The organism is Chelatococcus sp. XZ-Ab1, assembly GCF_029309855.1.
Lineage (GTDB): Bacteria > Pseudomonadota > Alphaproteobacteria > Rhizobiales > Beijerinckiaceae > Chelatococcus_A > Chelatococcus_A sambhunathii.
The window spans coordinates 459,886-474,264 of sequence record NZ_JARKII010000001.1 but is presented as its reverse complement, the minus strand read 5'-3'; the positions used below and the strand labels follow the sequence as shown (position 1 = coordinate 474,264).

General features: G+C 69.3%; 13 protein-coding genes. 6 read left to right on the top strand and 7 right to left on the bottom strand.

Features of this window, described 5'->3' with window-relative positions:
* The first annotated feature begins 7 nt into the window (after nucleotides 1-7).
* The 4 genes from P2T65_RS02290 to P2T65_RS02275 are packed head-to-tail and all read left to right on the top strand — an operon-like array spanning nucleotide 8 to nucleotide 2,261.
* Entirely contained in the window at nucleotides 8-310 is a 303-nt protein-coding gene (locus P2T65_RS02290) for an HlyU family transcriptional regulator (RefSeq protein WP_055457448.1), read from the top strand.
* A 60-nt stretch (nucleotides 311-370) separates the two neighbouring features.
* A complete protein-coding gene (locus P2T65_RS02285; RefSeq protein WP_055457449.1) occupies nucleotides 371-1,234 on the top strand; it encodes an AraC family transcriptional regulator in 864 nt (287 codons plus the stop codon).
* Entirely contained in the window at nucleotides 1,231-1,962 is a 732-nt protein-coding gene (locus P2T65_RS02280) for an AzlC family ABC transporter permease (RefSeq protein ID WP_055457450.1), read from the top strand. Before P2T65_RS02285 ends, P2T65_RS02280 begins: the two co-directional genes overlap by 4 nt.
* On the top strand, nucleotides 1,959-2,261 hold the full coding sequence (locus tag P2T65_RS02275; protein WP_055457451.1) for an AzlD domain-containing protein: 303 nt from the start codon (nucleotides 1,959-1,961) through the stop codon (nucleotides 2,259-2,261). The genes P2T65_RS02280 and P2T65_RS02275 overlap by 4 nt, the downstream gene beginning before the upstream one ends.
* Nucleotides 2,262-2,440: 179 nt before the next feature.
* Here the strand turns inward: P2T65_RS02275 and P2T65_RS02270 are convergent, their stop codons facing one another.
* Nucleotides 2,441-4,267, bottom strand: coding sequence for an aminopeptidase P family protein (locus tag P2T65_RS02270; protein ID WP_055457452.1), 1,827 nt, complete (start codon nucleotides 4,265-4,267; stop codon nucleotides 2,441-2,443).
* Nucleotides 4,268-4,525: 258 nt separating this feature from the next.
* Between P2T65_RS02270 and P2T65_RS02265 the strand changes: the two genes are divergently transcribed.
* Both P2T65_RS02265 and P2T65_RS02260 read left to right on the top strand, forming a co-directional pair.
* Entirely contained in the window at nucleotides 4,526-4,738 is a 213-nt protein-coding gene (locus P2T65_RS02265) for a hypothetical protein (protein WP_019402719.1), read from the top strand.
* A gap of 47 nt (nucleotides 4,739-4,785) precedes the next feature.
* The gene (locus P2T65_RS02260) at nucleotides 4,786-4,908 is read left to right on the top strand and encodes a hypothetical protein (RefSeq protein WP_276199115.1); all 123 of its coding nucleotides are present in this window, start codon (nucleotides 4,786-4,788) and stop codon (nucleotides 4,906-4,908) included.
* 10 nt (nucleotides 4,909-4,918) lie between these two features.
* Here the strand turns inward: P2T65_RS02260 and P2T65_RS02255 are convergent, their stop codons facing one another.
* From P2T65_RS02255 to ftsZ, 6 genes are all read right to left on the bottom strand, one after another.
* Complete coding sequence (locus tag P2T65_RS02255) at nucleotides 4,919-5,836, bottom strand: 50S ribosomal protein L11 methyltransferase (RefSeq protein ID WP_055457453.1); 918 nt, start codon at nucleotides 5,834-5,836, stop codon at nucleotides 4,919-4,921.
* 72 nt (nucleotides 5,837-5,908) lie between these two features.
* The gene (gene ligA, locus P2T65_RS02250) at nucleotides 5,909-8,086 is read right to left on the bottom strand and encodes an NAD-dependent DNA ligase LigA (protein WP_055457454.1); all 2,178 of its coding nucleotides are present in this window, start codon (nucleotides 8,084-8,086) and stop codon (nucleotides 5,909-5,911) included.
* A 358-nt stretch (nucleotides 8,087-8,444) separates the two neighbouring features.
* Nucleotides 8,445-10,112: a DNA repair protein RecN gene (gene recN, locus P2T65_RS02245; protein WP_071924017.1), complete on the bottom strand. Its 1,668-nt coding sequence runs from the start codon at nucleotides 10,110-10,112 to the stop codon at nucleotides 8,445-8,447.
* Nucleotides 10,113-10,128: 16 nt separating this feature from the next.
* Complete coding sequence (locus P2T65_RS02240) at nucleotides 10,129-11,040, bottom strand: outer membrane protein assembly factor BamD (protein WP_096335273.1); 912 nt, start codon at nucleotides 11,038-11,040, stop codon at nucleotides 10,129-10,131.
* 176 nt (nucleotides 11,041-11,216) lie between these two features.
* Nucleotides 11,217-12,164: a UDP-3-O-acyl-N-acetylglucosamine deacetylase gene (lpxC, locus tag P2T65_RS02235; protein ID WP_276199114.1), complete on the bottom strand. Its 948-nt coding sequence runs from the start codon at nucleotides 12,162-12,164 to the stop codon at nucleotides 11,217-11,219.
* Nucleotides 12,165-12,449: 285 nt separating this feature from the next.
* Nucleotides 12,450-14,303 (bottom strand): cell division protein FtsZ, encoded by a 1,854-nt coding sequence (gene ftsZ, locus P2T65_RS02230; RefSeq protein WP_276199113.1) that lies wholly within the window; start codon nucleotides 14,301-14,303, stop codon nucleotides 12,450-12,452.
* Nucleotides 14,304-14,379: the final 76 nt, after the last annotated feature.

The window sequence follows — 14,379 nt, the reverse complement described above, 5'->3', positions numbered from 1 at the left end:
CGAGCCAATGAGCTTTTGGAAGGGACTTTTGGGCGGGCTCTTCGGCGGCGGGCGAGAGGCCTCGCCCGAGGATGCGCCTGCGGGCGAGGCCGTGGAATACAAGGGCTTCCGCATCCGCCCCGCGCCCTACCCCGCCGGCGCCCAGTTCCAGACCGCCGGCATCATCGAGAAGGAGATCGGCGGCGAGACGAAGGAATATCGCTTCGTGCGCGCCGAGACCCACGCGAGCCGCGGCGACGCGGAGAATTTCGCGCTCACCAAGGGCCGGCAGATCATCGACGAGCAGGGCGAGCGCATCTTCAAGGATTGAGATCGCTTGCATCACTTTTGTTCAAGACCGGCCTCGAGCGCTTTCGCGTATGATGGCGGCATGGATACGGTGACTCAGGAAGAGGCTGTTGCGGCGACGCCGCTCGCGGATGACGAGCGGGCGCGTTTCTTCGCGGCTTCGCCCTTCGGCGGGCTGGAGTGCCTGACCGCCACCTTCCGCTTGCATCGCTACGCTCCGCATGCGCACGAGACCTATGCCGTCGGCGCCATCCTCGCGGGCTGCGAGACCTTCTCCAGCCGCCGGGGCCGCGGCTATGCGGGACCGGGTGAACTCGTCTTCATGAACCCGCACGAGGTTCACGACGGCGCCCCGCACGACGGCGGCTATGCCTACCGCATGAGCTATCCGTCCATCGAGACGCTGGGCGCCGTCGCCGCGGAAGTCAGCGGGCGCTCAGACGTGGGCATCCCCTTCTTCCCGCAGCCCGTGGTGCACGATCCGGCCGGCTTCGCCCTCTTCGTGGAGGCCCATGTGGCCCTCCAGGAGGATGAGGACGCCCTCAAGGGCGCCGAACTCCTCTACAGGTTCCTGTCCCTCGTCATCGTGCGCCATGCCCGCCTGCCCGCGCGCGAGCCCGGGCGTGAGCACGGCCCCGTCGCGCGCGTCAAGGCGCTGCTCGGCGAGCGTTTCGCCGAGCCCCTCACGCTGGAAGACCTGGCAGCGGAGGCGCGCCTGTCACGCCATCATCTCATCCGCGCCTTCGCGCGCGAGACGGGGATGACCCCGCACGCCTTTCTCGTCAATCGCCGCATCAATGCCGCCGAAACCCTGCTGCGCGCCGGGCTTTCGCCGGCCGAGGTGGCGCAGGCGACGGGCTTTGCCGATCAGAGCCACCTCACCCGCGCCTTCAAGCTGCGCCGCGGCGTCACGCCCGGCGCCTACCGCATGGCCTTTGCCCGATGAACAAGCCCTTTGCGCCCTCGGCGCCGGTCGACATGGCGCGCGAGCGCGCGGCCGGCATTCGCGACATCATGCCCGTGATGGTCGCCGCCGCCCCCATCGGCCTCCTGTTCGGCGCCCTGTGCGCCGGCAAGGGGCTGAGCCCGGCCGAGGCCGGCCTCATGTCCGTCCTCGTCTTCGCCGGCGGAGCCCAGTTCGCGGCGCTCGAACTGTGGACGTGGCCGGTGCCCATCGCCACGCTCGCCTTCTCGACCCTGCTCATCAACGCCCGCCACATCCTCATGGGTGCCTCGCTGGCGCCGAAGATGCGCAGCTTCTCCCTCGGCCAGAAGCTCGCCGGCTTCTACGTCCTCACCGACGAATCCTGGGCGCTGGCCGAGCGGCGGGCGAAGGACCGGCCGCTCACCCCGGCCTACTGGTTCGCAGTCGCGGGACTGCTGCCCCTCTCCTGGGTGGGCGCAACCATCGCCGGGGCCGTCCTCGGCTCGTTCCTGGGCGATCCGGCGCGCATCGGCGCAGATTTCGCTTTCACCGCGCTTTTCATCGGCCTCATCGCCGGCTTCTGGAACGGCCGCGTCAGCGCCGCCGCCATCGGCGCGAGCGCCGCCGTCTCGGCCGCCACCTATTTCGCCTTCGGCCCGCCGTGGCACGTGGCGGCCGGCGCACTCACCGGCATCGCCGCCGCCTATGTCGCCGCCCCCGCCGGCGAGGAGCCTCCGGAGGCCGCATGACCATCGACCCGACCACGCTCGCCGCCATCCTCGCGATGGCGGTGATCACCTACCTCACGCGCATCGCCGGCATCTTCCTCGTCGGACGGCTCGCCCTCTCCGGCCGCGCCAAGGCGGCCTTCGACGCCATCCCGCCGGCGGTGCTCGTCGCCGTCATCGCACCGACCGCGCTCGCCACCGGCTGGCCGGAGACGCTCGCCGCCCTCGTCACCGCCGTGGCCGCGACGCGCCTGCCCCTCCTCGCCACCATCGCCGTAGGTGTCGCGAGCGTGGTCCTGCTGCGGATGATCGCGGGATAGGCACGGCAGCCGCGATTTTCAGCCATCATGCCCGCGCTTAGCACACGAAAACGGGGAACAGCGGCGCGCAACCTCCTCGCCCGCCTTGGCCGGGCTTGTCCCAGCCATCCACGCCTTTCGGCCGAGTGCAAGCAGCGTGGATGCCCGCGACAAGCGCGGGCATAACGGAAAGCCCGCGCTCAGCCCCCAACCGTCCGTGTCGCCTCTACCAGCCACGCCCGGTCCGCGCCCTCGAGCGCCGGCATCAGCGCCTCGCGCACGCGGGCATGGTAGGCGTCGAGCCACGCACGCTCTTCGTCGCTCAGCAGCGAAGGCTCGACCAGCGCGAGGTCGATGGGCGCCAGCGTCAGCGTTTCGAAGCCGAGCATCGGCCGGTCGGCGCCGGGCATGTCCCGCTCCTCGACGAGAACGAGGTTCTCTATGCGGATGCCGTATTCGCCTTCCTTGTAGTAACCCGGCTCGTTGGAGAGGATGACGCCCGGCTCCAGCGGCGTCGTGCCCAACTTGGAGATGCGGTGCGGCCCCTCGTGCACCGAGAGGAAGGCGCCGACGCCGTGGCCCGTGCCGTGGTCGAAGTCGAGCCCCGCCTCCCACAGCGGCCGGCGGGCGAAGCTGTCGAGCTGCGCGCCGCTGGTGCCCTTGGGGAAGACCGCCGTGGCGATGGCGATATGACCCTTGAGCACGCGGGTGAAGCGCTCCCGCATCTCCGCGCTCGGCGTGCCAACGGCGAGGGTGCGCGTGATGTCCGTCGTGCCGTCCTCGTATTGCGCGCCGGAATCGATGAGGAAAATGCCTTCACCGATGCGGCGGTTGCTCGCCATCGTGACATGGTAATGCGGCAGGGCCGCATTCGGCCCGGCGCCGGCGATGGTGTCGAAGGAGATGTCGACGAGCGCGTTCGTCTCGGCGCGGAAATTCTCCAGCGCGACCGCGGCGTCGATCTCCGTGAGGCTACCGCCGGGCGCCTCGCGGGCAAACCAGGCGAGGAAGCGGGTGACCGCCACGGCGTCGCGGCGCTGTGCGGCACGGGCGCCGGCCTTCTCCGCCTCGTTCTTGACCGCCTTCATGAGGCTGATCGGATCATCGCCCACATCAGCCGTGCCGCCGGCGGCGCTCACCGTCTCGCGCAAGGCCGCCGCCGCCGTCGCCGCGTCGAGCCGCACGCGCCGCCCGCCGGCGGCCGCCGTGGCGAGCGCGGCGAGCAAAGTGTCAGGCGAGGCAATGTCGGCGAGCGGCGCCAGCGCCTCGCGCAGCTCCGTCCCGATCTTGTCCTCGTCGATGAAGATTGTTGCCCGGCCGCCGCGCGGCACGAGCGCATAGCCGAGGGCCAGCGGCGTATGGGCGACGTCAGCCCCCCGCAGGTTGAAGAGCCAGGCGAGATTATGCGGATCGCTGACGACGAGGGCATCGCTGCGCGCCTTCGCTAGCTTCTCGTTGAGCTGCGACAGCTTATCGGCAGCGGAGACGCCGGCGAAGATGAGCGGATAGGGCCGCGCCGGGGCTCGCGGCGGTACCGGACGGTCGCTCCAGATGGCATCGACGGGATTGTCGGCCACCGGCACCAGCGTGCCGCCCGCGTCCTCGGCCGCGCGGGCGAGCCTGTCCACCGCCGCGGGGGTGTGCAGCCATGGATCGTAACCGAGCTTCGCCCCCTGCGGCAGGTTCTCGCCGATCCAGGCCGCTGGCGGCATTTCGTTGCTCGCAACCGGTGCGAAAAGCTCGGTGTCGACCTGCTCGCGCACCTGCAGCGTATAGCGCCCGTCGACGAAGATCGCCGCCTTGTCCATAAGCACCACGGCCGTGCCGGCCGAGCCGCCGAAGCCCGTCAGCCAGGCGAGCCGCTCCGCATGGGGCGGCACGTATTCGCCCTGGTGCTCGTCGGCGCGCGGCACGACGAAGCCGTCGAGGCCCCGGCGGCGCAATTCATGCCGCAGCGCAGCAAGATGCGGCCCGCAGGCGGCCGGGTCGCGATCGTTGTCGAAGGCCTGAAAGCGGCTCTGCCTCATCAGCTTCGGGCTCCCTCATGCAAATGTTTCATATGTAACCGGTTTTTGGCATCGCGCGCCCAATGCGGCGGCAGCGTCGCACAATTGTCATGCACCTCACGCTGCTCTGGCAAGCATCCCGCAAACAGGCCCGCTCAGCATGCATAGGTCATATGCGCTGACCCATCTTCTTCGCACATGCAGCATTCCCTATATTGCGACCATAAACACGCGAGGAAGCGTTCCCGGGGCTGTCCTCCAACGTGCGGAGATGGACCCATGGCTTACGTTACGACCGACATCGCTTATGTAGCGCCCAAGAAGACCGGAGTCTTCAAGCGCATCCTCAATGCCCTCGTCGAGGCGCGCATGCGCGCTGCCGACCGGGAAATCCGCCGCCTGGAGGCGATCTACGGCCCGCTGACCCTGAAGGACGCGGACCTCGACAAGGTCAGCCTCGGCAAGTCCGGCGCCCTGCCCTTCGCCCGCTGAGGCGAGGGACCGCGCAGCCGGTTCACATCGATCGAAAGGCAACAGACATGTTCATCGTGACCATCCTGAGGGCAATCGGCCGTTTTACGGTCACGATGGCCGAGATCGTCGCTGAGGCGCAGGACATGCGCCGCGAGATGCGTCGCCGCTACCCGGCCATCGATTACTGACAGCGGCCTTTCATCGACGCGGGCGGGGGGCAGCGCCTCCCCGCCTCAGAACCAGCGTCGCCCAGCCTTCACGCTCGGCACGCCTGACGAGCGCCAGCCCCTGCGAGGCATAGGCGCTGACGACCCCCGGCACATCGCGGATCAGCAGCCCCGAGAGCACCAAGGTGCCCTGCGGGGCAAGCACTTTGCGCAGGGACGGCGCGAGAAGCCTGAGCGGCCGGGCAAGGATATTCGCAAAGACGAGATCGTAGTGACCCTTGCGGGCAGCGAAATGGTGCTGCACGCCCGGCGCTGCGTAAAGCCGCACGTGGTCGCGCGCGCCGTTCAGTCTCGCGTTGGCGCGCGCGACCGCGACGGCCACCGGATCGATGTCACCCGCCACGACCGGCCTGTGCAAAGCCCGCGCCGCAGCGATGGCAAGGATGCCAGTGCCCGTGCCGACGTCGAGCACATGGCGGGGCCGTCCGCGCTTCAGCTCCGCGACGAGTTCCAGGAGACAGCCGAGCGTCGTGCCATGGTGGCCCGTGCCGAAGGCGAGCGCCGCGTCGATCTCGACGGCGATGTCATTCGCCCGCACGACGGCCCGGTCATGGCTGCCGTGCACGAGGAAGCGCCCCGCCCGCACCGGCTTCAAGCCCTCAAGGCTCGCCTTCACCCAGTCCTTCACCTCGATCGGCGCGAAGACCGCGCCGTCCACCGCATCGCCGACGATGGGGCGCAGCAGGTTCAGGATCGCCGCCTCGTCCGGTGCGCTCGAGAAATAGACTTCCAGATGCCAGCGCCCGTCCGGAGCTTCGAAGGCTGCCACCGCCGTCTCGGCCGGATCGAAGAACTCCCCGAGAAGCTCGACCATGGCCTGGGCAGAGCTCTCGTCCGCGGCAAGGCGCATGGAATGGGTGGGCTTGTGCGGCGGCAGGCCTTCGAGCATGGGGCTGGCTTTCAGTAACGAATGGCGCGTGTCTTAGACCGTGTCGCCGCCCGGGGAAAGGGCGGGAGCGGTTCACGCCCCAACGAGCGTGAACCAGCCGTCCTCGTCGATGACCTCCACACCGAGCTCCTGCGCCTTGGCGAGCTTGGAGCCAGCGCCCGGCCCGGCCACCACGAGGTCGGTCTTCTTCGATACCGAACCCGCTACCTTGGCGCCGTAGCGCTCGGCCATGGCCTTGGCCTCGTCGCGAGACATGCGCACGAGCGTGCCGGTGAAAACCACCGTCTTGCCCGCGACCGGACTCTCGATAGTCACCGTCCGTTCCATCTCCTGCGGCGTCACTTGTGTAAGCAGCGCGTCCAGAGTCGTCTCATTGTGCGGTTCGGCGAAGAACTGCACCAGCGCCTCCGCCACCACCTCGCCGATGCCGTCGATGGCGTTGAGCTCCGCCCAGGCTTCCGATGCGCGGTCGCGGGCGGCGATCAGGGCCGCCCGCAGCGCCTCGAAGGTGCCGTAGTGGCGGGCGAGGAGCTTCGCCGTCGTCTCGCCCACATGGCGGATGCCGAGCGCGAAGATGAAGCGGTTGAGTGGCACCCGCCGGCGCGCCTCGATGGCCGCGAAGAGGTTGCGCACGCTCGTCTCGCCGAAGCCCTCGCGGTCCTTCAGCTTCTTCAGGCTCGCCGCATCGCGCTCGGCCAGTGTGAAGATATCCTGCGGGCCGTGCACCAGTCCCTCGCGGAAGAAGAGCTCGATCTGCTTGTCGCCGAGGCCGTCGATGTCGAGCGCGTTGCGCGACACGAAGTGCTTCAGGCGCTCCATGGCCTGCGCCGGGCAGGTAAGCCCGCCCGTGCAGCGCCGAACGGCGTCCTCCCGCCCCGTGCGGGGGTTGATCTCGCGCACCGCATGGCTGCCGCAGGCCGGGCATGTGGCCGGGAAGCGGTAGGGTTCGGAGCCGGCCGGGCGCCTCTCCATAACGACGCCGAGCACCTGCGGGATGACGTCGCCGGCGCGTTGGATCTCGACCGTGTCGCCAATGCGGATATCGATGCCACCGCGGATCGGCTGGCCGTCGCCGCCGATGCCGCGGATGTAGTCCTCGTTGTGCAGCGTCGCGTTGGCGACAACGACGCCGCCCACCGTGACGGGTTTCAGCTTCGCCACGGGCGTCAGCGCCCCCGTCCGCCCCACCTGGATCTCGATGTCGAGCAACTCGGTCATCGCCCGCTCGGCGGGGAACTTGTGAGCGATGGCCCAGCGCGGCGACCGCGAGACGAAGCCGAGGCGCTCCTGTAGAGCCAAACTGTCCACCTTGTAGACGACGCCGTCGATGTCGTAGCCAAGATTGGCCCGGTCGGCCTCGATGGCGTGATAGCGGGCGAGCAGATCCTCGACGCTGTGGCAGCGCTTCATCAGCGGGTTGATGGGAAAGCCCCAGCGCCCCAGCGCCTCAACCACCCCCATCTGCGTGTCGGCCGGCAGGGCCGACACGTCACCCCAGGCGTATGCGAAGAAGGCGAGCGGCCGGCGTGCGGTGACTGCCGGGTCGAGCTGGCGTAGCGAGCCCGCCGCGGCATTGCGCGGATTGGCGAAGAGCGGCTTCCCGGCCTCTGCCTGGCGCTGGTTGATGGCCGCGAAATCCGCATGGCGCATGTAGACCTCGCCGCGCACCTCGAACACCTCGGGCATGTCGGCGGCGTCGATCTCCTTGGGGATGGCGTCGACGACGCGGGCATTGGCCGTCACGTCCTCCCCCTCCTCCCCGTCGCCGCGCGTCGCGGCCGTGACGAGGCGACCCTTCTCGTAGCGCAGGCTGATGGACAGGCCGTCGATCTTCGGCTCGGCGGTGATGACAAGCGGCGCGTCGGGGGCGAGGCCCAGAAAGCGGCGGATCCGCACGACGAACTCCGCGACGTCCTCGTCGGCGAAGGCATTCGACAGCGACAGCATGGGCACGCGGTGGCGCACCTTGGCGAATTTCTCGCTCGGCCGGGTGCCGACCTTCTTCGTCAGGCTCTCGTCGGTGGCAAGGTCGGGAAAGCGAGCCTCCAGCGCCTCGTAGCGGCGCCGCAGGGCATCATAATCGGCATCGGAGATGGTGGGCGCATCCTCGCCGAAATAGCGGCGGTCGTGCTCGGCGATCTCGGCGGCGAGGGCCGCGTGCTCGCGCTTCGCCTCCCGCGGCGTCAATACCTCGACGGCGACGTCGCGCAGGGAAGCACCCGCTGTGGAGGACGAGGAACGTTCGGACATGGGCGTCACGCTCAGGGATTCGGGGAGCGCAGACTATATGACAAAGCCGGCCGTCTTCACCTACCTCGTCATCGCCACCCGCCCTTCGCCATCCAGTCCGCCCGCAGGACCATTCGCAGTGCTCGACACGCATATGGGGATAGGCCCCGTTGCCTCTGCGGAGCGATGCGGGCAGCGTCGCGGGCGCGAGGATTTCGTGGCCCCCGTCAGGGAGGCCACCGGCGGCCGCGGCGGCGAGGCGGCCTTTCCCCCTGTCGCTCGACTGCCTGCGATGCTTCGGCACCGTCACGGAGCCGATCGCGTCCTTCGACATGATGCACGAGGGATTAAAGGAGCTCCGCGCCTGGCCTTCAGGCGCTCAGCCTTCCGTCTCCAGCAGCCGCGCCGCGGCGGCGCGCGCCTCGTCCGTGATGGTTGCCCCAGCGAGCATGCGGGCGATCTCCTCCTGGCGCATGCGTTCGGCGAGTGGCGTCACGCGCGTCGCCACCTTGTCCGCGGTTGCCGCCTCCTTGGCGATGAGGAGATGGTTCGCGGCGCGCGCGGCGACCTGCGGGGCGTGGGTGACCGCGACGACCTGCACCCGCGCCGCGAGGCGCTTCAGGCGCTGGCCGATGGCATCGGCCACGGCGCCGCCGACACCGGTGTCGATCTCGTCGAAGATCAGCGTCGGCGCCGAGCCCTTGTCCGCCAGCACCACCTTGAGCGCCAGCATGAAGCGTGACAGCTCGCCGCCGGACGCGACCTTCATCAGCGGGCCCGGCCGCGTGCCCGGATTGGTCTGCACCCAGAATTCCACCCGGTCGAAGCCTTCCGCCGCCTCGGCGCTGTCGTCGCTGTCGATGCGCGCGATGAAGCGCGCCCGCTCCAGCCTGAGCGGCGGCAGTTCCGCATTGACGGCTGCTTCGAGCTGCGCCGCGGCCTCGGCCCGCCCGGCGCTGAGGTGCGCCGCCGCTGCGCGATAGACCGCGCTCGCCTCGTCCACCGCGGTGGAGAGCCGATCGAGTTCCGCCTCGCCGGCATCGATAGCGGCGAGATCGGCGAGGAAGCGCTGGCGTAGGGGCGCGAGGTCGTCCGCCGGCACATCATATTTGCGCGCGGCGGCCCGAAGCGCGAACAGCCGCTCCTCCACGCGCTCCAGTTCACGCGGATCGAAGGCCGCCGCGCGCAGCGCCTCCTCCAGGGCGGCGCGCGCATCGTCGAGCGCGACGAGGGCCGCGTCGAGCGCCGCGACACTGGGCTCGACGAGGCTCGGCGCCTGCTGCGCCCGCCGCTCCAGCCGGCGCACGGCGGCCGACAGGACCGGCACGGGCGAGGCATTGCCGGCAACCGCGTCGAAGGCCTCGTTCAGGTCGCTCGCCACCTTCTCCGCCTGCATCATGAGCTGGCGCCGCTCAGCGAGCGCCTCTTCTTCGCCGGCGTCGGGATTGAGCGCCTCAAGCTCCTCCGCCGCATGGCGCAGGAAATCGGCCTCCTTGCGCGCCGCCTCAATCCGAGCACGATGGCGCACGAGCGCTGCCCGCGTCTCGCGCAGGCGCGCATGGGCCGTCTCCACCTTCGCAGCCTCCTGCTGCAACTCCCCGAAGACGTCTAGGATGGCGCGGTGGGTGGCCGCATCGACGAGCGCCCGGTCGTCGTGCTGGCCGTGGATTTCGACGAGCGTGGCGCCGATCGTCTTCAGCGCCTGGACGCTGACCGGCTGGTCGTTGACGAAGGCGCGCGTGCGCCCGTCCGCATGCTGGAGGCGGCGCAGGATGAGCGCGCCATCCTCGGCGATGCCGAAGCTGCGTGCCGCCTGCCAGGCGGGATGCTCGCCCGCCACCTCGAAGACGGCGGTGACTTGCCCCTGCGCCGCGCCGTGGCGCACAAGGCCGCCGTCGCCACGTCCGCCGAGGGCCAGCGCGAAGGCATCGAGCAGGATGGACTTGCCGGCACCGGTTTCGCCGGTAAGGACGCTGAGGCCGCGATCGAAGGCGAGATCGAGCCGGTCGATCAGAACGATGTCGCGGATGGCGAGCTGGACGAGCATGCCGCCCGCGCCGCGATCAGCCGCCGAGGCCCACGGACCGCGTGAAGCCGCGGAAGGTCCGGCTGATCCACGAACCCGTGTCCTCGCGCGGCTCATGCCCGCCGCTCTGCAGCAGCTTGTACGCGTCCTTGTACCAGGGGCTGTCGGGGAAGTTGTGGCCAAGCACGGCCGCAGCGGTCTGCGCCTCGCTGACAACGCCGAGAGCGAGATAGGCCTCCGTCAGGCGCTGTAGCGCTTCCTCCACGTGCCGGGTCGTCTGGTACTTGCTGACGACGTCGCGGAAACGGTTGATGGCGCCCGTGTAGTTCCGCCGCTGAAGGTAATAGCGGCCGATCTCCATCTCCTTGCCGGCAAGCTGGTCGCGCACCACCTGCAGCTTGAACTTGGCATCTTCGGCATATTCGGAGCGCGGATGACGCTCGACGAGTTCCTGGAAGGCGGCGAGCGCCTTCTCGGTGCGCTCCTGGTCGCGCGTCACGTCCGGAACTTCGCGATAGTACGACATCGCCAGCAGGTACTGCGCGTAGGCCGCATCCTCCCCGTTGGGATAGAGCGTCAGGTAGCGTCGCGCGTCGTTGACCGATTCGCTGAACTCTCCGCCCTCGTAGGAGGCGTAGGTCTTCATGATCAGCGCCTTGCGCGCCCATTCGCTGCGCGGATAGGTCTTGTCGATCTGGTCGAACTTCTTCGAGGCGTCCGGGTACTCGTTCTTGGCCATCAGCGCGAGCCCCTCGTTGTAGAGGTTCGCGGCCGGCACGTCGGGGACGAGCTCGGGCTTGTACTTCTCGTCCTTCTCGAAGGGATTGAGCGAGGAGAGCGTGTCGCACGCCGTCAGAGAAAGGCCCAGCGCCGCGCATGCGAGCAGCCTGCCGATATTCGGCATCAGCGCGCCGGTCCGGGCGGTCTTGGACGAAAATGCAGAGCGCATTACCTCACCTTCCTCCACTGCGGCCCCACGGCCACGGCTCACCATCGCTCGACGGTTGGGCTGTTTAACCCAAAGCCACCGCTTCCGCCAAGGTCTGGAAAAGCATTGCGAGCCGATTTCGACGGCTGCAACCTGCGGGGCGGAAAACGGCGTTTCGATGGCCCCGCAAGCGGACGTCAGTGGATGTCGGGCGCGTAGGCCGGCACGGCGATGCCGCCCGCGATCTCCGCATGGCCCTGCTCGCGCCGGGGCTCGCCCTCGACGATCGCGTAGTTCGCGCGATCAGCGAACAGAGCATCGAGAACCATGAAGTTCAAACGGTGCCCGCCGCAATAGGAGTGATAAGCGCCGATCAGCGGCAAACCGGACAGAGCAAGATCACCGATTGCGTCGAGCAGCTTGTGGCGAACGAACTCGTCGGGATGGCGCAGGCCCTCCTCGTTGAGGATGCGGTCCTCGCCGAGCGCCACCGTATTCTCGAGGGAGGCGCCGAGGGCAAAGCCCGCCTTCCACAGCCGCTCCACGTCGCGCATGAAGCCGAAGGTGCGGGCATTGGCGATCTCGCGCCGGTAGACCGTCGCCGACAGGTCGACGATCTTGCGCTGGCGGCCGATCAGCGGCGTGTCGAAATCGATCTCGACATCGAGGCGGAAGCCCTTGTCGCGCGGCCTGAGCTCGGCGAAGGCCTTGCCCTGCTGCACGCGCACCGGGCGCAGTACCTTCACGTAGCGGCGCGCCGCCGACTGGGAGGCGAGGCCGACGCGGTCGAAGGCCTCGACGAAGAGGGCGGCGCTGCCGTCGAGAATCGGGATCTCCGGACCGTCGACCTCGATCAGCGCATTGTCGATGCCGAGGCCGGCGAGCGCCGACATGAGATGCTCGATGGTGGCGACCGCGCCCGAGTCGCTTTCGCCGATGACGGTGCAGAGTTCCGTCGCACTCACCGCGATGTGGCGCGCCTCGATCAGCCGCTCCCGCCCGTTGGCAAGCCCAGTCCGCAGGAAGACGATGCCGTGGTTGACGTCCGCAGGATGGATGGTGAGCCGCACAGGTTTCCCGGAATGAACGCCGTTGCCCGTCAGGGTCACGGTATCACGAAGCGTCGTCTGCCCGTTGGCTTTCATTCTTTCGGTCCCGTCGCCCGGAGCGGGCGGATGCACCCAAGACAGTGCAAGGCTTGCGGCCCTTGCCAAGGCACGTGATTCGCGACATCGACGTTTCGAATCCCGCGCGAGTTGCGTGGACCATAGTCGCGCCGCCAAACGCGGCCAAATCACGCTTTCTTACTGTCTGTTACACTGATCGTCGGGCCCTCACGATACATGTAAACCTTTGAAAAATATTAACGAAAGAAAAACCCCGGAAGCTCGTGCCCCCGGGGTTGAGTCATGGCCTCGAGAAGGCGGCGCTCAGTTGGCCTGACGGCGCAGGAAGGCCGGGATCTCGAGCTGGTCGTCGTCGATCGTGCGGCTCGGCGCCGGCGCGCGGCCGTGCGGGTCGAGCGCCCCCTGTGCCGGCCGGTAGCCCTGCGCCTGCGGGCGCTTGGCATATTCGGCGTGCACCGGCGACGGCGCCGGCTGCGGCGCCTGCTGGCGCACCGGCTGTGGCGCGGGCGCCGGGGCGGCCGGCTGGTGGTCGTCGCGGCGGCCAAGGCCGACGGAGGCGATGCGCTGCAGCAGGGACATGCGCTTGTGGTCGGCGCCGTGGTCCTGATGCTCCGGCCGCGCGGCGCGGATCTGGTTCTGCACCGGCAGCGGCAGCTCGTCGACGCGCGGCATGCGCGTCGGGCGCACCACGGCCCGCTCGGGCTGGGGCGGGATGAAATGCTCCTGCATCTCATGCGGCGCCGGCTCGTGCATGACCGGAGCCGGAGCTGCGGCCATCGCCGCCGCCGTGGCCGCGCGCGGCGCCGCGGCCGGCGCGATCATGACGTCGTGACGCACGTGTTCCGCACGCGGCATCTCCTGGCGAACCGGCGCAGCGACGGGAGCCGAAACCGGGGCAGCGACCGGCGCTGGCTCGGCGACCGGAGGGACGAACTCGGCGGCGGGAGCCTGGGGAGCCGGCATCGGCTCCACTGGCGCCGCGACGGGAGCCGGGGCAGCGACCGGCGCGGGAGCTGGCATCGGCTCGGGCGCGACCGGCGCGGCGGCGACACGCGGCGTCGTCTCGATGGCCACGGGGCGCGGCGCCACGGGCGGATGCGCCGCCCGTTGACGGGCCTCCGAGCGCAGGCGCTCGGCGACTTCGGCGATGCGCTGCTCCGTCAGCGACAGGTCCTGCGCGTTGTGGATCAGTTCCTGGTCGATGCCGGTGGCGACGACAGAGACGCGGATCGTGCCCTCGAGGCTTTCGTCGAAGGTGGCACCGAGGATGATGTTGGCCTCGGAATCGACCTCCTCGCGGATGCGCGTCGCGGCTTCGTCCACCTCGTAGAGCGTCAGATCCGGACCGCCCGTGATGGAGATGAGCAGGCCGCGTGCCCCCTTCATCGACACGTCGTCGAGGAGCGGATTGGCGATGGCGGCCTCGGCCGCCGTGATGGCGCGGCCGTCGCCGGAGGCTTCGCCCGTGCCCATCATCGCCTTGCCCATGCCCCGCATGATGGCGCGCACGTCGGCGAAATCGAGGTTGATGAGGCCTTCCTTCACCATGAGGTCGGTGATGCAGGCGACGCCCGAGTAGAGCACCTGGTCCGCCATCGCGAAGGCATCGGCGAAGGTGGTCTTCTCGTTGGCGACGCGGAAGAGATTCTGGTTCGGGATGACGATCAGCGTGTCGACAGCCTGCTGCAGCTCGCCGATGCCGGCCTCCGCCACCCGCATGCGGCGCTGACCCTCGAAGTGGAAGGGCTTGGTCACGACGCCAACGGTCAAGATGCCCATGTCGCGCGCGGCGCGGGCGATGACGGGGGCCGCCCCGGTGCCGGTGCCGCCGCCCATGCCGGCGGTGATGAACACCATGTGCGCGCCCGACAGCTGATCGCGGATCTCGTCGATCACCTCCTCGGCGGCCGCGCGGCCCACCTCCGGCTGCGAGCCGGCGCCGAGGCCTTCCGTCACCTGCAGACCCATCTGCACGATGCGCTGGGCGCGGGCGCTGGTGAGCGCCTGGGCATCGGTGTTCGCGCAGACGAACTCGACGCCCATCAGCCCCGACTCGATCATGTTGTTCACGGCGTTGCCGCCGGCGCCGCCGACGCCGAACACCGTGATGTGGGGCTTCAGTTCCCGGATGTCCGGGGCTTGCAGATTGATCGCCATGGTCGTGGCCTCTTCTTCTCAAACGGCGCCCGGCTGCGCGCCCCTCTCACTCCGGTTCCAGACTGTCGCGGCCGCC